The sequence below is a fragment of the Pseudomonas sp. 05L36 genome (genome assembly GCF_056398125.1).
The window spans coordinates 95,160-119,067 of sequence record NZ_JBFTOU010000002.1; the positions used below are offsets into that span (position 1 = coordinate 95,160).

General features: G+C 60.0%; 20 protein-coding genes. 14 read left to right on the forward strand and 6 right to left on the reverse strand.

Annotated features, from left to right (window positions below; all coding sequences use genetic code 11):
• Window positions 1–121: 121 nt before the first annotated feature.
• Complete coding sequence (gene bioB, locus AC1DKH_RS02250; protein WP_477797298.1) at window positions 122–1,177, reverse strand: biotin synthase BioB; 1,056 nt, start codon at window positions 1,175–1,177, stop codon at window positions 122–124.
• A gap of 93 nt (window positions 1,178–1,270) precedes the next feature.
• On the opposite strand from bioB, the gene AC1DKH_RS02255 reads away from it, so the two are divergent.
• The 5 genes from AC1DKH_RS02255 (at window position 1,271) to rarD (ending at window position 7,061) form a co-directional block, all read left to right on the forward strand.
• The gene (locus AC1DKH_RS02255; protein WP_477797299.1) at window positions 1,271–2,011 is read left to right on the forward strand and encodes a phosphoribosyltransferase family protein; all 741 of its coding nucleotides are present in this window, start codon (window positions 1,271–1,273) and stop codon (window positions 2,009–2,011) included.
• 63 nt (window positions 2,012–2,074) lie between these two features.
• Window positions 2,075–2,839: a TOBE domain-containing protein gene (locus AC1DKH_RS02260; RefSeq protein ID WP_477797300.1), complete on the forward strand. Its 765-nt coding sequence runs from the start codon at window positions 2,075–2,077 to the stop codon at window positions 2,837–2,839.
• 67 nt (window positions 2,840–2,906) lie between these two features.
• Window positions 2,907–4,808 carry a PhoX family protein gene (locus AC1DKH_RS02265; RefSeq protein ID WP_477797301.1) on the forward strand — a complete coding sequence of 634 codons (1,902 nt, stop codon included), beginning with the start codon at window positions 2,907–2,909 and terminating at the stop codon, window positions 4,806–4,808.
• 178 nt (window positions 4,809–4,986) lie between these two features.
• Window positions 4,987–5,961, forward strand: coding sequence for a serine/threonine protein kinase (locus AC1DKH_RS02270; protein WP_477753023.1), 975 nt, complete (start codon window positions 4,987–4,989; stop codon window positions 5,959–5,961).
• Between the two features lie 212 nt (window positions 5,962–6,173).
• Window positions 6,174–7,061 (forward strand): EamA family transporter RarD, encoded by an 888-nt coding sequence (rarD, locus tag AC1DKH_RS02275; protein WP_477797302.1) that lies wholly within the window; start codon window positions 6,174–6,176, stop codon window positions 7,059–7,061.
• A 215-nt stretch (window positions 7,062–7,276) separates the two neighbouring features.
• Here rarD and AC1DKH_RS02280 read toward each other — a convergent pair whose 3' ends face one another.
• Entirely contained in the window at window positions 7,277–7,795 is a 519-nt protein-coding gene (locus AC1DKH_RS02280) for a glycine cleavage system transcriptional repressor (RefSeq protein WP_223460390.1), read from the reverse strand.
• 542 nt (window positions 7,796–8,337) lie between these two features.
• Here AC1DKH_RS02280 and AC1DKH_RS02285 point away from each other — a divergent pair.
• On the forward strand, window positions 8,338–10,527 hold the full coding sequence (locus AC1DKH_RS02285) for a malate synthase G (RefSeq protein WP_477797303.1): 2,190 nt from the start codon (window positions 8,338–8,340) through the stop codon (window positions 10,525–10,527).
• 73 nt (window positions 10,528–10,600) lie between these two features.
• Here the strand turns inward: AC1DKH_RS02285 and AC1DKH_RS02290 are convergent, their stop codons facing one another.
• Window positions 10,601–11,500, reverse strand: coding sequence for an EamA family transporter (locus AC1DKH_RS02290; RefSeq protein ID WP_477797304.1), 900 nt, complete (start codon window positions 11,498–11,500; stop codon window positions 10,601–10,603).
• A gap of 372 nt (window positions 11,501–11,872) precedes the next feature.
• The gene (locus AC1DKH_RS02295) at window positions 11,873–12,331 is read right to left on the reverse strand and encodes a response regulator (protein WP_477753027.1); all 459 of its coding nucleotides are present in this window, start codon (window positions 12,329–12,331) and stop codon (window positions 11,873–11,875) included.
• 253 nt (window positions 12,332–12,584) lie between these two features.
• Here AC1DKH_RS02295 and AC1DKH_RS02300 point away from each other — a divergent pair, with 253 nt between their 5' ends.
• The 7 genes from AC1DKH_RS02300 to AC1DKH_RS02330 all read left to right on the forward strand — a co-directional run bounded on the left by AC1DKH_RS02300 (window position 12,585) and on the right by AC1DKH_RS02330 (window position 21,673).
• The gene (locus AC1DKH_RS02300; RefSeq protein WP_477797305.1) at window positions 12,585–14,525 is read left to right on the forward strand and encodes a putative nucleotidyltransferase substrate binding domain-containing protein; all 1,941 of its coding nucleotides are present in this window, start codon (window positions 12,585–12,587) and stop codon (window positions 14,523–14,525) included.
• Window positions 14,522–15,229, forward strand: a complete 708-nt coding sequence (locus AC1DKH_RS02305; protein WP_477753029.1) for a 3'-5' exonuclease — start codon at window positions 14,522–14,524, stop codon at window positions 15,227–15,229. Before AC1DKH_RS02300 ends, AC1DKH_RS02305 begins: the two co-directional genes overlap by 4 nt.
• A 225-nt stretch (window positions 15,230–15,454) precedes the next feature.
• Window positions 15,455–15,973: an RNA polymerase sigma factor gene (locus tag AC1DKH_RS02310; RefSeq protein ID WP_477797306.1), complete on the forward strand. Its 519-nt coding sequence runs from the start codon at window positions 15,455–15,457 to the stop codon at window positions 15,971–15,973.
• Window positions 15,970–16,944, forward strand: a complete 975-nt coding sequence (locus tag AC1DKH_RS02315) for a FecR domain-containing protein (protein WP_477797307.1) — start codon at window positions 15,970–15,972, stop codon at window positions 16,942–16,944. The genes AC1DKH_RS02310 and AC1DKH_RS02315 overlap by 4 nt, the downstream gene beginning before the upstream one ends.
• Window positions 16,945–17,141: 197 nt before the next feature.
• Window positions 17,142–19,586: a TonB-dependent siderophore receptor gene (locus tag AC1DKH_RS02320; protein WP_477797308.1), complete on the forward strand. Its 2,445-nt coding sequence runs from the start codon at window positions 17,142–17,144 to the stop codon at window positions 19,584–19,586.
• A 72-nt stretch (window positions 19,587–19,658) separates the two neighbouring features.
• Window positions 19,659–20,789, forward strand: a complete 1,131-nt coding sequence (locus tag AC1DKH_RS02325) for a PepSY-associated TM helix domain-containing protein (protein ID WP_477797309.1) — start codon at window positions 19,659–19,661, stop codon at window positions 20,787–20,789.
• Between the two features lie 254 nt (window positions 20,790–21,043).
• Complete coding sequence (locus tag AC1DKH_RS02330; protein ID WP_477753035.1) at window positions 21,044–21,673, forward strand: glutathione S-transferase; 630 nt, start codon at window positions 21,044–21,046, stop codon at window positions 21,671–21,673.
• 12 nt (window positions 21,674–21,685) lie between these two features.
• Here AC1DKH_RS02330 and rloA2 read toward each other — a convergent pair whose 3' ends face one another.
• Entirely contained in the window at window positions 21,686–22,192 is a 507-nt protein-coding gene (gene rloA2 / locus AC1DKH_RS02335) for a retropepsin-like aspartic peptidase RloA2 (RefSeq protein ID WP_477753036.1), read from the reverse strand.
• 164 nt (window positions 22,193–22,356) lie between these two features.
• Between rloA2 and AC1DKH_RS02340 the strand changes: the two genes are divergently transcribed.
• Window positions 22,357–23,244, forward strand: coding sequence for an acyltransferase (locus AC1DKH_RS02340; protein WP_477797310.1), 888 nt, complete (start codon window positions 22,357–22,359; stop codon window positions 23,242–23,244).
• Window position 23,245: 1 nt separating this feature from the next.
• Here the strand turns inward: AC1DKH_RS02340 and AC1DKH_RS02345 are convergent, their stop codons facing one another.
• Window positions 23,246–23,800: a DUF2780 domain-containing protein gene (locus AC1DKH_RS02345; RefSeq protein WP_477797311.1), complete on the reverse strand. Its 555-nt coding sequence runs from the start codon at window positions 23,798–23,800 to the stop codon at window positions 23,246–23,248.
• Window positions 23,801–23,908 lie beyond the last annotated feature (108 nt).

Genomic DNA, 23,908 nt, shown 5'->3' on the forward strand with positions numbered 1-23,908 from the left:
AGCGAGCCTGCTCGCGATGCGGACTGACATTCGACATGGATGTCGACAGACATGACGCCATCGCGAGCAGGCTCGCTCCTACAGGGGGTTTTTCATTCCTTCAGAGGAATAAAAGTTGGATTCAAACCGCGGCGTTATAGAACTGCTCGCTGCTCTTCTGCTCCACCAGAGCCTGTTCGATAGCCGCCTGATGCACTTCGTCGGCGTGCTCTTCGCGAGCTTCCGGCAGGATGCCCAAACGCGAGAACAGTTGCATGTCCTTGTCGGCCTGCGGGTTCGCGGTGGTCAGCAGTTTTTCGCCGTAGAAAATCGAGTTGGCACCGGCGAAGAACGCCAGGGCCTGCATCTGCTCATTCATGGCTTCGCGGCCGGCGGACAGGCGCACGTGCGATTGCGGCATCAGGATGCGCGCGACGGCGAGCATGCGGATGAAGTCGAACGGGTCGACGTCGTCGGCATTTTCCAGCGGCGTGCCGGCGACTTTCACCAGCATGTTGATCGGCACCGACTCCGGGTGCTCCGGCAGGTTGGCCAACTGGATCAGCAGGTTGGCGCGGTCGTCCAGCGACTCACCCATGCCGAGAATGCCGCCGGAACAGATCTTCATCCCCGATTCACGCACATACGCCAGGGTTTGCAGGCGCTCGCTGTAGGTGCGGGTGGTGATGATGCTGCCGTAGAACTCAGGCGAGGTGTCGAGGTTGTGGTTGTAATAGTCGAGGCCGGCATTGGCCAGCGCTTCGGTCTGCTCCTGATCCAGGCGACCGAGGGTCATGCAGGTTTCCAGACCCATGGCCTTCACGCCTTCGACCATCTGCAACACATACGGCATGTCCTTGGCCGACGGATGCTTCCACGCCGCGCCCATGCAGAAGCGGGTCGAGCCGATGGCCTTGGCACGAGCGGCCTCTTCGAGGACCTTCTGCACTTCCATCAGTTTTTCTTTTTCCAGGCCGGTGTTGTAGTGACCGGACTGTGGACAATATTTGCAATCTTCCGGGCAGGCGCCGGTTTTGATCGACAACAGGGTCGACACCTGGACGCGGTTGGCGTCGAAATGCGCACGGTGCACCGTCTGCGCCTGGAACAGCAGGTCATTGAATGGCTGAACGAAGAGTGCTTTGACTTCGGCCAAAGTCCAGTCATGACGCAGGGTTGCAGTGGTGCTGGCACTCATGGGCGTTTCCTTTGAATTATGCTTTGGCATGCGGCTGGGTAATGGAATGTCACAGCCGCTTCACAGTTGTTTCGGCATATTTAAGGAAGAGCGATGCGCTGTCAACCACGATACGAAGGACTGGTTTACATCTGGTTAAAAAACAAACAGTCGTGCCTTTTGTGTGATGAAATGGCCGACGGCAACCCTCCTGTCTGCACGGCCTGCGAAATCGAGCTGCCCTGGCTCGGCGATCACTGCCTGACCTGCGCCCTGCCGCTCCCGACTGCGGGCCTGACCTGCGGCCATTGCCTGAAGCAGCCGCCGGCCTTCGAACAGGTGATTGCACCCTGGATCTACAGCTTTCCGGTAGACAGCCTGATCACCCGCTTCAAACACAACGCCAAGTGGCCGTTTGGTCGCCTGCTCGCCGAACTTCTTGCCCAATACCTGCAACATCGCTTCGAAGACGACCTGCAGCGCCCGGATGCGCTGATCCCGGTGCCGCTGGCCACCCGACGCCTGCGCCAGCGAGGGTTCAATCAGGCGGCGATGCTGGCTCACTGGTTGAGTGCGAGTCTCGATATCCCTTGCGACGAACGGTTGCTACTACGCACCCAAGATACCGACGCCCAACAGGCCTTGAACGCCGAAGCCCGCCGAAAGAACCTGCGCAATGCTTTCGCCCTGGCACCCGGCGCCGTCGTCAAAGGCCAGCACCTGGCCCTGGTCGACGACGTACTGACCACCGGCGCCACGGCCCAGGCCCTGGCTCGCCTGCTGATGGACGCCGGGGCGGCCAGGGTCGATGTCTATTGCCTGGCCCGCACGCCAAAACCCGGCGAGACACCCTGACTTGACTCGCGCGACCCAAGCGGCCAACGTCCTCACCATCGTCACCACCCAAAGCGACTTGTCATGTCCTTGCCTACCTTGTTGTCCCAGCACATTGTCCGCCGTCCGCAGCGCATCGCCCTGCTGCAGCACATCGCCGAACAAGGCTCGATCACCCGCGCGGCAAAAAGCGCAGGCCTGAGCTACAAGGCCGCCTGGGATGCGATCGATGAACTGAACAACCTGGCGCAGAAGCCGCTGGTGGAGCGGATCGTCGGCGGCAAGGGCGGCGGCGGTGCGCGCCTGTCCAACGAAGGCGAGCGCGTATTGCGCCTGTACCAGAAGTTGCAAGCCTTGCAGGCCCAGGTGCTGGAAGCCGCTGAAGACGCGAGCGACCTCGACCTGCTCGGGCGCCTGATGCTGCGCACCAGCGCGCGCAACCAGTTGCACGGCAAGGTGGTGGCGATCGAACCTCAGGGGCGCAACGACCTGATTCGCCTCAAAGTAGCCGAAGGCGTGATCGTCGCCGCGCAAATCACCCACGACAGCACCGAGCGCCTGGAGCTGCAAATCGGCAGCGAAGCCGTGGCATTGATCAAGGCCGGCTGGCTCGACGTGCTGGAAATCGACTCCGTCGAAACCCCTGGACACAATTGCCTCAGCGGCATCATCGAAAAAATTCTCGACGCCGACGATGGCCCCAGCGAAGTGCGCATCACCCTGCCCAACGGCCTGACGCTGTGCGCATTGGCCGAATCGAGGCATCTGCAGGCATTGGGGCTGACGTCCGGCAAACAGGTGCGCGCGGAGTTTTCGCCGTCCAGGGTTCTGCTGGGCACGCCGCTTTAAACAAAACTGCAACAAAAGGTTCATTACTCACCATTAAGGTGTCTGCACAAACCGCAGGGAGCCTGAAATGAGCCTATTAGAAGAAAACCAGTCCACCGACCTCGAAACCATGGTCGGCCTCAGCCGTCGCGGCTTCATCAGCGCAGGTGCCCTGTGCGGCGCGGCGATGTTCCTCGGCGGCAACCTGCTGAGCCGCAGCGTGATGGCCGCCAGCGTCAGCGCCGGCAACAGCCAGTTGCTGGGCTTTGACAGCATTGCCGCCGCCACCAGCGACACCATCACCCTGCCAGCGGGCTACAAGTCCTCGGTGCTGATCAGCTGGGGCCAGCCTCTGCACAAGGACGGCCCGGCGTTCGACCCGAGCGGCAACGGCAGCGCCGAACATCAGGAAGCCCAGTTCGGCGACAACAACGACGGCATGAGCCTGTTCGAATTTCCGGGCGAAAAAGACCGGGCGCTGATGGCGATCAACAACGAATACACCAACTACCGCTACCTCTACGCTCACGGCGGCATGCCGCAATCGGCACAAGAAGTGCGCAAGGCGCTGGCCTGCGAAGGTGTGTCAGTGATTGAAGTGCAGCGCAAGAACGGCCAATGGCAGTTCGTCCAGGGTTCGCGCTACAACCGCCGCATTCACGGCAACGCCCCCATCACCCTGAGCGGCCCGGCCGCCGGACATGCCCTGCTGAAAACCAGCGCCGATCCGCACGGCAAGAACGTTCTGGGCACGTTCCAGAACTGCGCCAACGGCAAGACACCGTGGGGCACCTATCTGACCTGTGAAGAGAACTTCACCGACTGCTTCGGCAGCAGCAACGCCGAGCAGAAATTCGACCCGGCGCAAAAACGCTACGGTGTGGTGGCCACCAGCAAAGAGATCAACTGGCACCCGCACGACGAACGTTTCGACATGGCGAAGAACCCCAACGAACTCAACCGTCACGGCTGGGTGGTGGAGATCGATCCGTTCGATCCGAAATCGACACCGGTCAAACGCACGGCCCTGGGGCGCTTCAAACACGAAAACGCCGCCCTGGCCGAAACCGGCGATGGTCATGCCGTGGTGTACATGGGCGACGATGAACGCGGCGAGTTCATCTACAAATTTGTCAGCCGCGACAAGATCGACCACAAAAACCCCAAGGCCAACCGCGACATTCTCGATCACGGCACCCTGTACGTGGCGCGTTTCGATGCGGGGGACGGCAACGCCGATCACCCGAAAGGCCAGGGTGAATGGATCGAGCTGACCCACGGTAAAAACGGCATAGATGCCAGCAGCGGTTTTGCCGATCAGGCTCAAGTGCTGATCCACGCCCGTCTCGCCGCCAGCGTGGTGAAAGCCACGCGCATGGACCGCCCGGAATGGATCGTGGTCAGCCCCAAGGACGGCCAGGTCTACTGTACGCTGACCAACAACGCCAAGCGCGGCGAAGACGGGCAACCGGTGGGTGGGCCGAACCCCCGCGAGAAGAACGTCTACGGGCAGATCCTGCGCTGGCGCACCGAGCGCGACGATCACGGCTCGAAAACTTTTGCCTGGGACCTGTTCGTCGTCGCCGGTAATCCGGGTGTTCACGCCGGCACACCCAAAGGCGGATCGTCGAACATCACGCCGCAGAACATGTTCAACAGCCCGGACGGGCTGGGCTTCGACAAGGCCGGACGCTTGTGGATTCTCACCGACGGCGATTCGAGCAACGCCGGAGACTTTGCCGGCATGGGCAACAACCAGATGCTCTGTGCCGACCCGGTAACCGGCGAGATTCGCCGCTTCATGGTTGGCCCGGTAGGTTGTGAAGTGACGGGGATCAGCTTCTCGCCGGATCAGAAAACCCTGTTTGTCGGGATCCAGCACCCGGGTGAAAACGGTGGTTCGACCTTCCCCGAGCACCTGCCCAATGGCAAGCCGCGGTCTTCGGTGATGGCGATTACCCGCGAGGATGGCGGAGTCGTCGGCGCCTGACAGGTCCTCATCGCGAGCAAGCTCGCTCCCACAGGATTGGCGCCGACTTGAAACCCGCGCATACCCCTGTAGGAGCGGGCTTGCCCGCGAAAGCGTCAGCACAGTCACCACCTATCTGCGCCCGTCTGCGCTACCATGCCTGGCCGGACGCAGCAGCCTGCTGCGCGCAGGAGTCAGCATGGCCCACCCGTTTGAAACCCTTACGCCAGACCTCGTGCTCGATGCCGTCGAAAGCATCGGCTTTCTCAGCGACGCGCGCATCCTGGCACTCAACAGCTACGAAAACCGCGTCTATCAGGTCGGTATCGAAGACGCCGAGCCGCTGATTGCCAAGTTCTACCGGCCGCAACGCTGGAGCAACGAAGCGATTCTGGAAGAGCATCAGTTCACCGCCGAACTCGCCGACTGCGAGGTGCCGGTCGTGGCGCCGTTGATCCACAACGGTGAAACCCTGCACGAACACAACGGTTTCCGTTTCACCCTGTTCCCCCGCCGTGGCGGCCGCGCACCGGAGCCGGGCAACCTCGACCAGCTGTATCGCCTGGGCCAGTTGCTCGGACGCCTGCATGCGGTCGGCTCGACCCGGCCGTTCGAGCACCGTGAAGCACTGGCGGTGAAAAACTTCGGCCATGACTCGCTGGCCACCTTGCTCGACGGCAACTTCATCCCCCGCAGCCTGCTGCCGGCCTACGAATCGGTGGCCCGCGATCTGCTCAAGCGTGTGGAAGATGCCTACAGCAACACGCCACACCAGAACATTCGCATGCACGGTGACTGCCACCCCGGCAACATGATGTGCCGCGACGAGATGTTCCATATCGTCGACCTCGACGACTGTCGTATGGGTCCGGCAGTACAGGACATCTGGATGATGCTCGCCGGCGATCGCCAGGATTGCCTGAGCCAGTTGTCGGAACTGATGGATGGCTACAACGAATTCCACGACTTCGACCCGCGTGAACTGGCCTTGATCGAACCGTTGCGCGCCTTGCGCCTGATGCACTACAGCGCCTGGCTCGCCCGCCGCTGGGAAGACCCGGCCTTCCCCCGCAGTTTTCCGTGGTTCGGCACCGAGCGTTATTGGGGTGATCAGGTTTTGGCGTTGCGCGAGCAATGTGCTGCGCTTAACGAAGAGCCGCTTAAACTTTTCTGACTACACCCCCCTGTAGGAGCGAGCCTGCTCGCGAAAAACGCAAGGGCAGCGCGTTTACCCAGACAGCACGCGTTATCGTTGGCGTCCATCGCGAGCAAGCTCGCTCCTACAGATACCGATGTTCACAAATGACCTACCTATTCAGTCAGGACATTCGCAGATAAATCTCCTTACAATCCCCTCTTTGTTAGCTGCCTAAGCAAGGATTCTGCATGCAAGCCGCCAACCCGCGTCGCGGGTACATTCTAGGCCTGAGTGCCTACATCATCTGGGGACTTTTCCCCCTCTATTTCAAAGCCATCGCCAGCGTGCCCGCCGTGGAAATCATCATCCACCGGGTACTGTGGTCGGCGCTGTTCGGCGCCTTGTTGCTGATGGTCTGGAAGCATCCCGGCTGGTGGCGCGAACTGCGGGAGAACCCGCGAAGGATGGCGACCCTGGCCCTGAGCGGTGCACTGATTGCGGCCAACTGGCTGACCTACGTCTGGTCGGTGAACAACGGCCGCATGCTGGAGGCCAGCCTTGGTTACTACATTAACCCGTTGGTGAACGTGTTGCTGGGCATGCTGATCCTCGGCGAACGGCTGCGGCGCATGCAATGGATTGCCGTCGGTCTGGCGGCTGTGGGTGTGGCGCAGCAGGTCTGGCAAGTGGGCAGCCTGCCGTGGGTGTCGCTGGTGCTGGCACTGACCTTCGGTTTCTATGGCCTGATTCGCAAGCAGGCACCGGTCAAGGCGCTGCCGGGGCTGGTGGTGGAAACCTGGATGCTGGTACCGATTGCCCTCAGCTGGTTGCTGCTCAATCCGACGGCCAGCAGCGCCCAGGCCGAATTCTGGACCACCTCCCAGGCCTGGTGGCTGGTGGCCGCCGGCCCGATCACGCTGGTGCCGCTGGTCTGTTTCAACGCGGCTGCCCGGCATTTGCCCTACACGACACTGGGCTTTCTCCAGTATCTGGCACCGACACTGGTGCTGCTGCAAGCGGTCCTGCTGTTTGGCGAGCACCTGTCGTCCAGCACCCTGGTAGTGTTCATGTTCATCTGGGCCGGTCTGGCGGTTTACAGCGTCGATGCGTGGATAAGTTTGCGCCGCCGCAGCTGATCAAAAAACACACAAAACCCTACAGGCCACGTCTCCCGTGGCCTGCATCATTCCTTCCCAAGGTTATCCACAGCGTGATCCCCGCCGATTGTGCGCAAGTGGCTGAAACTGCTGGTTTTTTGATCAGATCCTGGAGAACCCCGGCCGGTGTGGCCTGGCGGGGTGTCTCTACAGGTTATCCACAGGCGGGTGCACGTTTAACTTGGATAACCTCATCAGGGTTCACTGCGCAGCACCAATTCGACCATCAGGTCGTCAGCCAGGGTTTCCAGGCGCGATTGCAGTACGTCCAGCGACAGCGTCAGCGGGACGGCAAGAATCGCTTCGGCATGGAACAACGGCTCGCTGCTCATCGGTGCCGGGCGCACTTCGGTGACCAGCCGCTCCAGGTTCACCCCCTGCTCGCTCAACAAGCGTGTGATGTCACGCACGATCCCCGGACGATCATTGCCCACCAGTTCCATGGCGATCGGCTTCCAGGTGCAGGATTGTTCGATGCCGCTTTCGGCGATTAACACGCGAATGCCCTGGGTGGACAAGCCCTGTAGGGCATCGACCAATTCGTCGTAGGCCTCGGCCGGCACACCCACTCGAAGAATCCCGGCGAATTGTCCCGCCATGCGCGACATGCGGCTTTCCAGCCAGTTACCGCCGTGTTCGGCGATGCATTGGGCAATGCGCTCGACTTGCCCTGGCTTGTCCGGTGCGAATACGGTGAGTACGAGGTGGTCCATGGCGCAGCCCTCTGGTCATGACTTTTGTTATAGAGAACCAAGTATAGGCAAGGGTTGAACCTGTGCTGACAGGTCCGGCGCCTTCGCGAGCAGGCTCGCTCCCACAAGGGTTGCGCGGGCCATTGTGGGAGCCTGCTCGCGAATAAAGGCACCGCCGATCTGACTGACCCAACAAATCGTGTACAACTTTCGATATTTAACTGGAACAATCTACTGGTTTTTTGAGAACATCCTGCTCCGCGCCGTGACCGCAATGCGTCATGGGGTCGCAGATCGACGTAATTAGTCTGATTTTCACAACCGCAATTCATCATGTAGTATGCCGCAGCGCGCACTACATAACGTTGGATCGATGTCTGCCTCAGGCACGTTCGCAACCCTGAAAGCCCTGTCAGCAAGGCCCCAAGCCGTTGATTGGTCCCAACCCAGCCGCCTGTCATGGGCATGTACTGGTAGAGGGGTTTGTGGTTTAAATGGCCAAAGGCTTCATTGTTAAATTGAAGAGCTGAAAAGCGAAATAGCTGAGCAGAGTGAGGCAAGCAATGACTGAACACGTTCAAGTCGGTGGCCTGCAGGTCGCCAAAGTCCTGTTCGACTTCGTGAACAACGAAGCCATTCCCGGTACCGGCCTCACCGCCGATAAGTTCTGGGCCGGTGCCGACAAGGTCATCCATGACCTGGCGCCGAAGAACAAAGCCCTACTCGCCAAACGCGATGATTTCCAGGCTCGTATCGATGGCTGGCACCAATCCCGCCAAGCTCTTGGGTCAGCCCAGCCGCACGACCCGAAGGCCTATAAAGCCTTCCTGCAAGAGATCGGTTATCTGCTGCCAGAAGCGGCCGATTTCCAGGCAACGACGCAAAACGTCGACGAAGAAATCGCCCGCATGGCCGGTCCGCAGCTTGTAGTGCCGGTCATGAATGCCCGCTTCGCGCTCAATGCCTCGAACGCCCGCTGGGGCTCGCTGTACGACGCGCTCTACGGCACCGATGCCATCAGCGAAGCCGACGGCGCGGAAAAAGGCAAAGGCTACAACAAGGTGCGCGGTGACAAGGTCATCGCTTTCGCCCGTGCCTTCCTCGACGAAGCGGCGCCTTTGGCGGCCGGCTCCCACGTCGACTCCACCGGCTACAAGATCGTCGACGGCAAACTGGTGGTCGCCCTTAAAGGCGGCAGCAACACCGGCCTGCGCAACGATGCGCAACTGATCGGCTTCCAGGGTGATGCTTCGGCACCGACCGCGATCCTGCTGAAAAACAACGGCCTGCATTTCGAAATCCAGGTCGACGCCAGCACCCCGGTCGGCCAGACCGACGCGGCCGGCGTCAAAGACATCCTGATGGAAGCCGCACTGACCACCATCATGGACTGCGAAGACTCGGTTGCCGCCGTCGACGCTGATGACAAAGTGGTGATCTACCGCAACTGGCTCGGCCTGATGAAGGGCGATCTGTCGGAAGACGTCGCCAAGGGCGGTCAGACCTTTACCCGCACCATGAACGCCGACCGCACCTACACCGCTGTCGACGGCAGTGATCTGAGCCTGCACGGCCGCTCGCTGTTGTTCGTGCGTAACGTTGGTCACCTGATGACCATCGACGCAATCCTCGACAAAGACGGTAACGAAGTGCCGGAAGGCATTCTCGATGGCTTGGTGACTTGCCTGGCATCGATGCACAACCTGAACGGCAACACCTCGCGCAAAAACACCCGCACCGGCTCGATCTACATCGTGAAGCCGAAGATGCACGGCCCTGAAGAAGCAGCGTTCACCAACGAGCTGTTCGGTCGCATCGAAGACGTGCTGGGCCTGCCACGCAACACCCTCAAAGTCGGGATCATGGACGAGGAGCGTCGTACCACGATCAACCTCAAGGCCTGCATCAAGGCGGCGAGCGAGCGCGTGGTGTTCATCAACACCGGTTTCCTCGACCGCACGGGCGACGAAATCCACACCTCCATGGAAGCCGGCCCGATGGTGCGCAAGGCGGACATGAAGGCGGAAAAATGGATCGGCGCCTACGAGAACTCCAACGTCGATATCGGTCTGAGCACCGGCCTGCAAGGTCGCGCGCAGATCGGTAAAGGCATGTGGGCCATGCCTGACCTGATGGCGGCGATGCTCGAGCAGAAAATCGCTCACCCGATGGCCGGTGCCAACACCGCCTGGGTACCATCACCGACCGCTGCTGCCCTGCACGCGCTGCACTACCACAAGGTTGACGTGTTCGCCCGTCAGGCCGAGCTGGCCAAACGTGCGCATGCCTCGGTAGACGACATCCTGACCATCCCGCTGGCGGTAAACCCGCAGTGGACCTTTGAGCAGATCAAGAACGAACTGGACAACAACAGCCAGGGCATTCTCGGTTATGTGGTGCGCTGGATCGACCAGGGCGTCGGCTGTTCGAAAGTGCCGGACATCAACGACGTCGGCCTGATGGAAGACCGTGCAACGCTGCGTATTTCCAGCCAGCACATCGCCAACTGGCTGCGTCATGGCATCGTCACCGAAGACCAGGTCATGGAAAGCCTCAAGCGCATGGCGCCAGTGGTTGACCGCCAGAACGCCGGCGACGCGCTGTACCGTCCGCTGGCCCCGAACTTCGACAGCAACATTGCCTTCCAGGCAGCCGTCGAACTGGTGGTCGAAGGCACCAAACAGCCGAACGGCTACACCGAGCCGGTCCTGCACCGTCGTCGCCGCGAGTTCAAGGCGAAGAACGGGTTGTAACCCAGCTCCATCCACAGCAATCCCCCGGTTGAAAACCGGGGGATTTTTGTTTCTGCTTCCCGCAAATGCAGAACTATCTCCTGAAGCGCAACGCGTTTGCAGCGATGTGGCGGCCAATTCTCGATGCATTCATGAACAAGGCAATTCCAAGGACCGTGATGATGAGAGCAAACAGTTTTTCGCCGCCAATGGGTTCGTCGAGTACATACCACGAGGTCAAGATCCCCGATATCGGAACAATCACTGACAACGGTGCAACCTGACTCGCTGGATACTTCTCAATCATTCGGTTCCACACCCAATACCCGAATACCGTCGCCACATAGGCTTGGAACAGGACAGATAGCAGCACCGGAGTAGTTATATCCGTTAGCAACGCCTGGAAAGGGGCTGCTCCCTTGACCCAGTAAGTCATCAGATATAGAGGAGGTGTTGCATACAGACTCGACCAAACGACAAAGGAAAATATATCAACCACTTTGCTTCTCTTGACCAGCACATTGCAAAGACTCCAGAACAGTGCGCCGAGCAGTACCAGAAAAAGCCCAAAGCTTTCGGCATCACCGTGCGTTACATGAATAATGAACATCAGCCCCACCAACGCCATGAGAATGCCGGCCACTTGTATTGCCGTCATTTTCTCGCCAAACAGCAGTACTCCCCAGATGACAGTGAAAAAAGCACTGAATTGCAAGAGCAAAGATGTCACGCCGGCACTGACGCCAAGAAACATGCCATAGTTCATCAGCCAGCACATTCCGATACCAAACAACAAACCGTAGACGATAGTTACAAAAGTACTGACACCTTTCGGTTTCGGGATGAAGAACACCAGTGGCAATGCACAGAAAGTAAAGCGCAACGCTGTCAATATGAACGGATCGATACCATCAAGACTGATATCAATGACCGTAAAATTACTGCCCCACATGACTGTCACACCGATAACAAGTACAAGATCGCGAAACTCCATTCTCTTTATCATATCGTCCTCATTGCGATACACAACCACACAATCCAGGAAGAGTAGTGACCTTTGTCGGCATTTTATCCGCAGGAGCTAGCCGCAGACTGAATACACGACGACCATCGGCATACTCAAGCCACTAAAAAGCGGAGTGCCAAACTGGCAACCTGGATAGTGCTACGACAGATTTCATTAAACCAAGTACAACATCAAATAGATGCCCACATTGGCTTTCAAGAACCGAACGATAGCTGAATAATCGAAAGAAGAAACAAGCTATGTGTGAGTAGCTTTTTCGCACACCAATTAGATAAATTTAATTACAAGCCTAGCTCACAAAAACAACTCAAGCCTGTAATTAACAATTACAGGCTTGAGTTATTTAATGCCCAATTCGCGTTTTACCAGTGTCCGCAGATGACTGGCGTCAATCGGCTTGAGCAGAAAGTCCACCACGCTCAAATGCATTGCGGCGATCGCATCCTTCACGTCGGCGTCACCCGAGACAATGATGATCGGCAATGCCGCCCTTACCGATTCGCGTACATGGCGGATCAGATCCAGCCCGTCAACGTGGCCCATTCGCAGGTCGGTGATCATTAAACCAATCGAGAGCTTTTTGATTTCTGCCTTGGTCAGCAGGATCTTGAGTGCCGCTTCGCCACTGGACGCCATTACACAGTGAATGCTGTCTATCGCCAGAATCTCTGACAGCAGCTCCCGGGCGTCTTCATCGTCATCGACGATCAGCACCCGTTGCTGCGGCAGGTCAGGTTCCAGCATGACGGCGCTCAGTGCTTCGCGCTCGGCGTCACTCAAAATGTCGTGGTCGGACATGGCTTTCCCTATATGTTCAATACAATTCCCTGACACAGCGGTGTGACATCGCTCAGCGAACCATCAATGTGCACCCCGTCGGATATTTTTCCAATAGCAGAATAGAGAGGTTTTTCTCACAGTTGCGTAAGGTTTTTCCGACATTCCATCACCCTGATCGCCTACCTAGACTTACGTCCAATGGGCACCCCGGCCACAGGGGTCGACCATGTCCGGGTCATCCGACTAAAACAATTCAAAAAAGACTGCGGTAATGGTTATGAGTAAAGCGGACGCCTTCACACAGGCAGGGAAAACCGCGGTGTTGCAGAACATCCAGGGCACGTTGCAATTCCTTCAGCGCTTCCCGCCCTTCAACCAGATGGAACACGCTCATCTGGCGTATCTGGTCGAGCAATGTCAGCTGCGTTTTTACGCCCCCGGCGAGAGCATCATCAAACCCGCCGACGGCCCGGTCGAGCACTTCTATATCGTCAAGCAAGGCCGGGTCGTGGGCGAGCGTCCGCACACGGCCAAGGGTGGCACCGAAACGGTTTTCGAGATCACCACTGGCGAATGTTTCCCTCTCGCGGCGTTGCTGGGTGAACGGGCGACCCGCACCGAGCACCTGGCCGGCGAGGACACCTTCTGCCTGCAACTGAACAAACCGGCATTCATCCGCCTGTTTTCGCTATCGGACACCTTCCGCAACTTCGCCCTGCGCTGCGTCAGCAGCCTGCTGGATCAGGTCAACCAGCAAGTGCAGCAAAAAGCCGTGGAAACCCTCGGCACCCAATATTCACTCAATACCCGACTGGGCGAATTGGCCATGCGCCACCCGGTGACATGCGCCCCACAGACGCCATTGCGCGAAGCCGTGACGTTGATGCACGAACAACAGGTCGGCAGCATCGTGGTGGTTGATGAACTCAAGGCGCCACTGGGGATTTTCACCCTGCGCGACCTGCGTCAAACCGTAGCCAACGGCAGCAGTGATTTCAACGAAGCCATCGAAGGGCACATGACCCGGGCACCGTTTTTCCTGTCGCCGGATCACAGTGCATTCGATGCGGCGATTGCCATGACCGAGCGGCACATCGCCCATGTCTGCCTGGTCAAGGACCGACGCTTGTGCGGCGTGGTTTCCGAGCGCGATCTGTTTTCCCTGCAGCGGGTCGACCTGGTGCACCTGGCGCGCACTATCCGCAATGCCCACAAGGTGGAAAACCTGGTGGCGCTACAGGGCGAAATCGGTCAACTGGTCGAGCGCATGCTGGCCCACGGCGCGTCTTCGACGCAGATCACCCACATCATCACCTTGCTCAACGACCACACCGTGTGCCGGGTGATCGAACTGACCCTCGCCGGAAAAGGCGACCCCGGTGTGCCATTCAGCTGGCTGTGTTTCGGCAGTGAAGGCCGCCGCGAGCAGACCCTGCACACCGATCAGGACAACGGCATTCTGTTCGAAGCCAGGGATGCGGCCCATGCCGCCGAGATTCGCGGCAAGTTGTTGCCCATCGCCCAGCAGATCAACCAGAGCCTGGCGCTGTGCGGCTTCACCTTGTGCAAGGGCAATATCATGGCCGGTAACCCCGAGCTGTGCCTGTCCCGGGCCGAATGGGCGCGGCGCTTTGCAGTGTTTATCCGCGAGGCCACCCCGGAGAACCTGCTGGGTTCGAGCATCTATTTCGATTTGCGCGTGGTCTGGGGCAGCGAGCAAGGCTGTGAGCAGTTGCGTCGGGGCATTCTCGATCAGGTCGGCGACAACCGTTTGTTCCAGCGCATGATGGCCGAGAATGCGCTGCGTAATCGCCCGCCTGTTGGGCGTTTCCGCGAATTCGTGCTGGCGCGCAAAAATGGCGAGAAGGCCACCTTGGACCTGAAGATTCAGGGCTTGGCACCGTTCGTCGACGGCGCCCGGTTGCTGGCCCTCGCCCACGGTATCGAAGCGAACAACACGCTGGAGCGTTTTCGCCAGCTGGTCGCCAAAGAGGTCATCGAACCCCTGGACGGCGCCGCGTACGAAGAGGCCTATCACTTCATCCAGCAAACCCGCATGCAGCAACATCAACTACAGACCCGGGAGAATTTTCCTTACTCAAATCGGGTCGATCCCGACAGTCTCAATCATCTGGACCGGCGCATCCTGCGTGAGTCCCTGCGCCAGGCACAACGCCTGCAAAGCAGCCTGACCTTGCGGTATCAGTTATGAGCCTGTTTTCATGGCTGCGCCCGGCGAGTCCCACCCTCCCAGCTCATCTGCAACATCGGCTGGACCAATTACCGACGGCTGCCGACCTGTCTGAGTGCAGCCTGCGCGAGCAACGCTGGGTGGTGCTCGATCTGGAAACCACCGGCTTGAACCTGAACAAGGACCAGGTGTTGTCCATCGGCGCGGTGGTGATCGAGGACGGGGCCATCGACTTTCGCCAGCAGTTCGAACGCACCCTGCAATATCCGCAAGTGAAACTCGGCCCCAGTGTGCTGATCCACGGCATTGGCCCCAGCGCCATTGCGGCAGGCAGCGACCCGGCAGAAGCACTGCTCGACCTGATGGAGTACATCGGGGACAGTCCGGTGCTGGCCTTCCACGCGCCGTTTGACCAACACATGCTCGGTCGTGCGCTGAAAGATCATCTGGGCTTGAAGTTGCAGCATCCGTTTCTGGACGTGGCGGACATTGCGCCGCTGCTATGCCCCCAGGCGCACATTCGCGAGGCCGGGCTGGACGACTGGATCGATTGGTTCAAGCTCGAAGTCTTCGAGCGCCACCACGCCAGCGCCGACGCCCTGGCCACCGCTGAGCTGGCGCTGATTCTGTTCAGCCGCGCGCGGCAGCAGCAGATTCATAGCCCGTTGAATCTGCAACAGCGCTTGAGTCAGTGGAAACGTCGGCAGCAGGCGCCTTCCTTCTGATCCTTACACCATCCCTGTAGGAGCGAGCTTGCTCGCGATGGTCGTCAACGATAACGCGTCCAATCTGACACCCCGCGTTGTTCTCTGGCTCATCGCGAGCAAGCTCGCTCCTACAAAGGCTGTCGCCAAATTCCCACACGACCAACGCCAATTGCTTACCTCCCTCGCTTCTGACACAATCGCGAACAATTCTCGTTAGCTAATATTTCCCAATCGGTGTGCGGCGTGTCGTCAGTCCCAAGCCCTCAAAGTGAGCTCGTCGGTGCGTTATATCGCGACCATCGCGGTTGGCTTTTGGCCTGGCTTCGACGCAACGTCGCCTGCCCGCAGCGGGCCGAGGACCTGAGCCAGGACACGTTCGTGCGCTTGCTGGGCCGCGAGGAACTGAAGGTCCCGGGCGAACCCCGGGCATTCCTGGTGGCGATCGCCAAGGGCCTGCTGTTCGATTATTTCCGCCGCGCCGCGCTGGAACAGGCTTACCTCACCGAGTTGATGCTGGTTCCCGAAGCCGAACAACCGTCGGCGCAAGAACAGCAAATGATCCTCGAAGACCTGAAAAACATCGACCGATTGCTCGGCAAGCTTTCCAGCAAGGCCCGGGCAGCGTTCCTCTACAACCGTCTCGACGGCCTCGGCCACGCAGAAATCGCCAAGCGCCTGGGGGTGTCGGTGCCACGGGTGCGCCAGTACCTGGCCCAAGGCATTCGCCAGTGTTACATCGCGCTATATGGTGAGCCGACGTGAATCCGCTCAGTTCCAAACCGGTATCGGCCAACGTGCTGGACGCGGCGATTGCCTGGCAGTTGTCCATGGATTGTGCCAACCCGGTAGAACGCGAAGAGTTCGCCAAGTGGCACGCGGCCCACGAAGAGCACGCCCGCGCCTGGCGCCAGTTGGGCATGCTCGACCAGCGTTTCGGCGTGGCCAGCGGCCCGGCCCGCACTGCCTTGCTGCAATCACGCGAAGGCATTCGCCGGCGAGTGCGCAAGCTTGGCAACAGTGTCGCCAGTATCGTTGCAGTGATCGGCCTGGCCCTGTTCGCCGGGGATCGTTACCTGCCGATCGACTATTGGCTGGCCGACCAGCGCACCGCCGTTGGCGAGCAGCGCACCCTGCGTCTGGCTGACGGCACGCTGATCAATCTCAATACCCACAGCGCGCTGGATGTGCGTTTCGATGAAAAGCAGCGGCGCATCGTGCTTCAGGAGGGCGAAATCCTGGTGGAAACCGGCCATGGCGATCCGCGGCCGTTCATCGTCGAAACCCGTGAAGGCAGCATGCGCGCGCTGGGTACGCGGTTTCTGGTCAAGCGCGAAGAACAAGGCACGCGCCTGAGTGTGTTGCAGTCGGCGGTGGCGGTTCACCCTGAGTCCAACCCGGCCGAACAGATTCTGCACGAAGGCCAGCAGGTACTGATCCGCAACAACGGTCTGGGTCCGGTGCTGGCCGTCAACCTCGGCGCGGATGCCTGGACCCGCGGCATGCTGGTGGTGGACAACACGCGACTGGAAGATCTGGTGCATGAAATCGGTCGCTATCGAACCGGTTACGTCGGCGTCGCGCCGGAAGTGGCCGACCTGCGCATCACCGGCAGCTTCCCGCTGCGCGACACCGACCTGGCGCTCAATGCCCTGCTGCCGACCCTGCCGGTGCAGATCGAACAGCACACGCAATGGTGGGTGAAGGTCGTGGCCAAGGCTGATACCAAGCCCTGAAAAGCTTTTTGTCTGATCAACCGTCATCGCGAGCTTGCTCGCGATGGCGGCGTTCGACTCCCCGCAAAAACCGTTTTGACCCAATACCAGCCGCAACCGACTTCTGAATCGAAATTATTTTCATCCAGCCCTATCACTTTTTGATTTTCGTTCGGCACACAGGCAATTGAGAAATATTTCCATTCAGGAGCCGCTGTATGCCTCGTTCGCTAGACTCCCTGTTGCGCCGCAGTTTGCTGGCGGTCGCCATTGCCCTTTGCACCCCTTTGGCCGGCAGCCAACTGGTCGCCGCTGAACAGGTGTCCAGCGTCCGCACCTACAACCTGCCAACCGCACCGTTGGCCAGCACCCTGAACCAGATCGCCAGCCAGGCCGGGTTGGCCCTGTCGTTGAACCCATCCCTGGCGGCGGGCAAGACCTCGGCGCCGGTCAAAGGCCAGTTCGACGCAGCCGGCGCGTTGCGCGAAGCCCTGCGTGGCACTGGACTGCAACTGGAGCTGAGCAGTGCGGGCACCTACAGCCTGGTGGCCGTGCCCGAGGGCGTGATGGACCTGCCGGCAACCAGCGTGATCGGTGTGCAAGACACTGAAAGCGCCTGGGGCCCGGCACAGGGCTACCTGGCCAAGCGCACCGCCGCCGGCACCAAGACCGACACCGCGCTGGTCGAAGCACCGCGTTCGATTTCGGTCGTCACTCGTGAGCAGATGGACGACCGCAACGTGCACACCCTCGATGATGCCGTGCGCTACTTGCCAGGCATCACCGCCAGCAGCTTCGGCAGCGACACCCGCTCCGACTGGTTGCGCGTGCGTGGTTTCGAACCGACTCAATTCCTCGACGGCCTACCACTGCCAAAAGGTGTGTACGCCAACCCGAAACAGGAAACCTGGAACCTCGACCGCCTGGCGCTGCTGCGCGGCCCGGCCTCGTCCGTGTATGGCCAGACCCCGCCGGGCGGCCTGCTGGACATGGTCAGCCGTCGCCCAAGCGCCGAAGCCAGCAGCGAAGTCCAACTGCAGTACGGCAGCGACAACCATCGCCAGATCAACTTCGCCAGCACCGGCAAGATCGACGACGAAGGCCAGTTTCTGTACAGCCTCAGCGGCGTGCTGCGCGACGGCGGCACTCCGATCGACCACATCGATGACAAGCGCTACAACATTGCGCCGAGCCTGACCTGGAACATCGACGAAGACACCAGGTTCACCCTGCTCACGCAGTTCACCCGTGACGATACCGGTATCACCAGTCAGTTCTATCCGATCCAGGGCACCAAGATCGACATGCCATTCGGCGAGATCTCCCACCACAAGAACCTGGGTGATCCGAACTATGACTTCTATGACCGCACCTACTACGCGCTGGGTTACGCCTTCGAACACCGCCTGAACGATGTCTGGCAGTTCCGGCAGAACCTGCGCTACACCAGGTCGGAGCTGTCGTTCCAGGCCGTGACCGTCAACAGCTACAACCCTGACTTTGCTAACCTCGGCTTTGTCGTCGACGATCAAGGCAACACCGGCCGTGGCACCACCAATGTCGACGAAGACATCACCCAATTCGCCGTGGACAACAACTTCCAGGGCGACTTCGTCACCGGCGACGTCAGTCACACCTTGCTGATCGGCCTGGACCACCAGCGCAACACCACCAACTACCTCTCGATCTTCGGCACCGCGCCGGGCATCAACGTCAACGACCCGATCTATGGTTTGCCGATCACCCGTCCGGCACGCTCCACGGCGTTCTACGACTACGAGCAGAAGACCCAGCAGACCGGCCTGTACCTCCAGGACCAGATGGCCATCGACCAATGGCGCCTGACCCTCGGCGGTCGTGAAGACTGGGTCCACACCGGCACCACGTTCTTCAACAAAGGCGATGCCACCAACACCGAGCGCGACAAGAACTTCAGCGGCAATGCGGCAATCAGCTACGTGTTCGACTCGGGCTTCGTGCCATACCTGTCCTACGCCGAGTCGTTCCAGCCGACCAGCAATGCCGTCGCCTCACCGACCGAGTCGTTCAAGCCGACCGAAGGCAAGCAATGGGAACTGGGTATCAAGTACCAGCCACCGGGCAGTAACACCCTGCTGACGGCGGCGGTATATGACCTGACCCAGAAAAACGTTTCCGTCACCCACAATGTGGGCAACGTGACAGTCACCAGCCAGACCGGCGAAGTGAAAGTCAAAGGCCTGGAGCTGGAAGCCGTTTCCGACGTGACTGAAAACCTCAAGATCACCGCTGCCTACACTCTGGCCAAATCCGAAGTGCAAGAAGGCATTTACAAGGGCAATCGCCTGCAACTGATGCCTAACCAGCAAGCGTCGGTGTGGGGCGACTACACCTGGCACAACGGCGTGCTGGATGGCTTCGGCATCGGCGCTGGCGCGCGCTATACCGGCAATACCTATGGCGATCAGGCCAACACCTGGCTGGGCAAAGCCGGTGCTTACACGGTGTTCGACGCGGTGGTTCACTACGACCTCGGTCGCCTGGACAACAGCCTCAAAGGCGCTTCGCTGGCCGTTAACGCAACCAACCTGTTCGACAAGGACTACATCTCGACTTGCGACAGCTTCTACTGCTACTACGGCGACCAGCGCAGTGTCGTCGCCAGTGCAACCTACAAGTGGTAACGCGTTGAGCTGACACGCCCAATGATCAGGCCGTCCTTCGTGGACGGCTTTGGTTTTTCTGAAGGCCAAGAAATGAAAAGTAAAACAATTCGCCGCTGGTCCGCTGTTCATACCTGGACCAGCCTGATTTGTACGGTGTTCCTCTTGCTGCTGGCACTGACCGGCCTGCCGTTGATCTTTCACCACGAGATTGACCACTTGTTGGGCGATGCGCCTGAAGTGAAGGAAATGCCGGCGGACACTCCGCACCTGAATTTGCAGCAGTTGGTGCAGGCCGCCGAGCAACATCGCCCCTACGAAGTCCTGCAGTATTTTGGCTTCGAAGATGATGAGCCCAACACCGTGCTGACCATCATGGCCGCGACCGCGGGCACCGAGCCGAACTCGTCCCACACCTTCATGCTCGACGCCCGTACCGGCGAAGCGCTGGAGACGCCATCGGCCAACGGCGGCTTCATGCTGACCATGCTGCGCCTGCACGTGGACATGTTCGCCGGTTTGCCGGGCAAATTGCTGCTGGCGTTCATGGGGATTCTGTTCGTGTTGGCGATCGTTTCCGGCACGGTGTTGTATTTGCCGTTCATGCGCCGCTTGAAATTCGCCACCGTGCGCCAGGACAAATCCACGCGCCTGCGCTGGCTCGACCTGCATAACCTGATCGGCGTGGTGACGTTGACCTGGGCCCTGGTGGTCGGCGTGACGGGCGTGATCAGTGCCTGCGCCGACCTGATCATTGCCGCCTGGCGCAACGACAGCCTGAGCGCGATGGTCGCGCCGTACCGCGATGCGCCACCGCTGACGCAACGGGCGCCGGCCACCCATCTGCTCGACATCGCCAGGGACGTTGCGCCGGGCATGCAGCCGGACTTCATCGCCTTTCCCGGCACGCGATTCTCCAGCGAGCACCATTACGCAGTGTTCATGAAAGGCAGCACGCACCTGACCTCGCACCTGCTGACGCCGGTACTGATCGACGCCAGCACCCTGCAAGTCACTGCCGTGGCCGAACGACCGTGGTACATGGACGCCATGGGCATGTCGCAGCCACTGCACTTCGGCGACTACGGAGGCATGCCGATGAAGATCCTCTGGGCGACCCTGGATGTGCTGACCATCATCGTGCTCGGCAGCGGTGTTTATCTGTGGGTGGTGCGGCGCAAGACTGTAAAACCCGTGGCGGAAAAAGCGGAGAGCGTGGCATGAAGCCCCGGCAGTCGAACTTCTGGAAAGTGTTTGCCATTCCGACCGTCATCGCAGTGCTCAGCGCGGCAGGGTTGTTTGCCGCGTTGCTCGGGGATGGTGTTTGGGATTCGTTGAGCTGGTTGGGTTTGGGCATCCCCGCAGCACTTGCCCTGCGCGGCCTCCTGCAACGCCGCTCCTACAAGGGTGTTTGCCATCTTGAGCTATCGCTCCAACGCGCTATGCTGCCCGACACTGCCACCGATCGAGACGCTGCCATGTCTGCCCCGAGCATGACCCTGTACCACAACCCGCTCTCTCCCTTCGTTCGCAAAGTCATGGTGCTGCTGCACGAAACCGGTCAACAGGACCGCGTGGCGTTGCAGACCAGCGTACTCACCCCGGTCAACCCGGACCTCACGCTGATCGAAGATAATCCCCTGGGTAAGATCCCGGCGCTGCGCCTGGCCGATGGCAACATCATCCATGACAGCCGGGTCATCCTCGATTACCTCGATCAGCAGCACGTCGGCAACCCGCTGATCCCCCGCGAAGGCTCGGCCCGCTGGCGGCGCCTGACCCTCGCTTCGCTGGCCGACGGGATCATGGACGCGGCCGTGCTGGTGCGCTACGAAGTCGCCCTGCGCGCCCCGGAAAAACACTGGGACGAATGGCTCGACGGCCAGCGCGACAAAATCCGCCGCGCCCTGGCATTGCTGGAAAAGGACGCGATTGCCGAGCTGACCTGCCACTTCGACGTGGCCGCGATCAGCGTGGCCTGTGCACTGGGTTACCTGGACTTGCGCCATCCGGATCTGGACTGGCGCACGGCGAATCCGCAACTGGCGGCGTGGTATTTCGAGGTGAGCCAGCGGCCTTCGATGATTGCGACGATGCCGAAGGTTTAAGCCTGCAAAAGATCAGCAATCCGGCTTGTCGGCCGTAAACCGCCGAGCCGGATTCACCGCCGCCCCGAACTCACGCAACGCCTTGGCGCCAATCAGCAACGGGTAGTTGAAGCTGCTGCGGTCGGTGAGGTTGACCTCCACGGTGCGCTTGACGTTGCCCAGACACAGTTCCAGATCGACCACCGGACGCTTGGTCGGCGCGACGACTTCGCGGTCCTCTTCGTCCTCTTCGGAACGGGTCTTGATCTTGCTGACGCGCGCGACCTTGTGTTCGTAGACCTGGTTGCTCGCGTCCTTGGTGCCGAGGCGGAAACGCACCCAGTCTTCACCGTCACGCTTGAAGGTTTCGATGTCCTTGGCCGACAGCGACGCAGTCAGGGCGCCGGTGTCCATTTTGGCCTTGAGAACCTGCCCGCCGATTTCCGGCAGGGCAATGTATTCGTAACGCCCGTACAGGGTCGGCTCGGCGGCCATGACCGGCAGGGCGATGAGGGAGAGCACTGCAAGGAGGGATTTCACGTAATGGGTTTCCATGAGAGTGAGCAGTCGGATTTTAGACCGTCGTTCGCTTGATCGTTCCCACAACGTTACCGACCCGAAAGTGAAACATTCGTCAGCACCGATTTGGCCTGCCGCCCGAAGCTGCTTATCATGGCGCGCCCAACCGCTTCCACGAGTGACTTATGCGCCGCCTGCTCACCGGCTGTTTCGTGACCCTGCTGCTTGTGCTCAACACCCTGGTCCTGATCGGGCCACTGCTGGTGTTTGCCCTGCTCAAGCTGGTCCTGCCTGGCCGTTTTCGCGATTACGCCTCATGGGTGGTGATGTGGATCGCCGAGACCTGGTCCGAGATCGACAAGCTGATTTTCCGCCTGTACATCCCCACCCAATGGGACATCCGCGGCGGTGACGATCTGCGCCGTGATACCTCGTACCTGGTGATCAGCAACCATCAATCCTGGGTCGACATCCCGGCGCTGATCCAGACGCTGAACCGACGCACACCGTTCTTCAAATTCTTCCTCAAGAAAGAACTGATCTGGGTGCCCTTCCTGGGCCTGGCGTGGTGGGCGCTGGATTACCCGTTCATGAAGCGCTACAGCAAGGCATTCCTGGCCAAACACCCGGAACTGGCGGGCAAGGATCTGGAAATCACCAAACAGGCCTGCGAGCTGTTCAAGCGCCAACCGGTAACCGTGGTCAATTATCTGGAAGGCACGCGGTTCACGTCGGCCAAACGCGCTCGACAGCAATCACCGTTCAACTACCTGCTCAAGCCAAAGGCTGGCGGCGTGGCGTTTGTACTGGCGGCAATGGGCGAACAGCTGGATGCGATTCTCGATGTGACGGTGGTTTACCCGCAGCAGAAGATTCCGGGGTTCTGGGACTTGATCAGCGGCGATGTGCCAAGGGTCATCATCGATATCCAGACCCGCGATCTCGACCCGGCGCTGTGGCAGGGCGACTACGAAAACGATCCACTGTTTCGCGAGAAGGTCCAGAACTGGGTCAACCAGCTCTGGATCGAGAAGGATCAGCGCATCGACGCCTTGCGCGCCGGGCACCGCTGAATCAGCTACCGGTGCCGGCACCCCAGATCCCGCCCAGGCTGCTCAGCAGCGAACCGCCGACGCCCTGCTGGCCGAGGTACTGCAGGAGCACCGGGGTAAACAGGCCGATCATGCCGCTGTCCATGCCCAGGGCGCTGAAGGCGTTGTTCAGGTCGTTGGTGTCCTTGACGTTACCCAGGGCATTGTCCAGCCCTGCCGCTTTGCCGCTGGAGCCGAGCAGACCGGCCAGCGCACCCAACTCGCCGCCGCCCGAGAGCATGTCGATGCCTGGCACGCTTTTGGCCAGTTCCGAGTAGTCGGTCGAACTTAACTGGTTCTTCGCCAGCCCCAGCATCGCCCCGGCACCGCCGATGGCTTGCTGTGGGGTGATGTTCAATTGAGTGAGCGTGCTCAGCAAGTCGGCTGTCTGCGGTGTGGGTGCGGCAGTCGCTGCCACGTCACCGCCCTTGATGCCCGAAATCGCATTGGCCGCATCGTTCAGGCTGAACTGTGCAAAGGCCGGACTGGCGGACAGTGCCAACAGCGAAGCCAATGCAATGCCGCGTGAAATCTTCATCCAGACATCCTCTTGTGCCATGAAACCATCCGAAAACCGGCGGTAAAACTGCCGGTTTGACCAGGCATCCTCAATCATGTTCCTTGCCGCGCATCCACTTTTACCCCG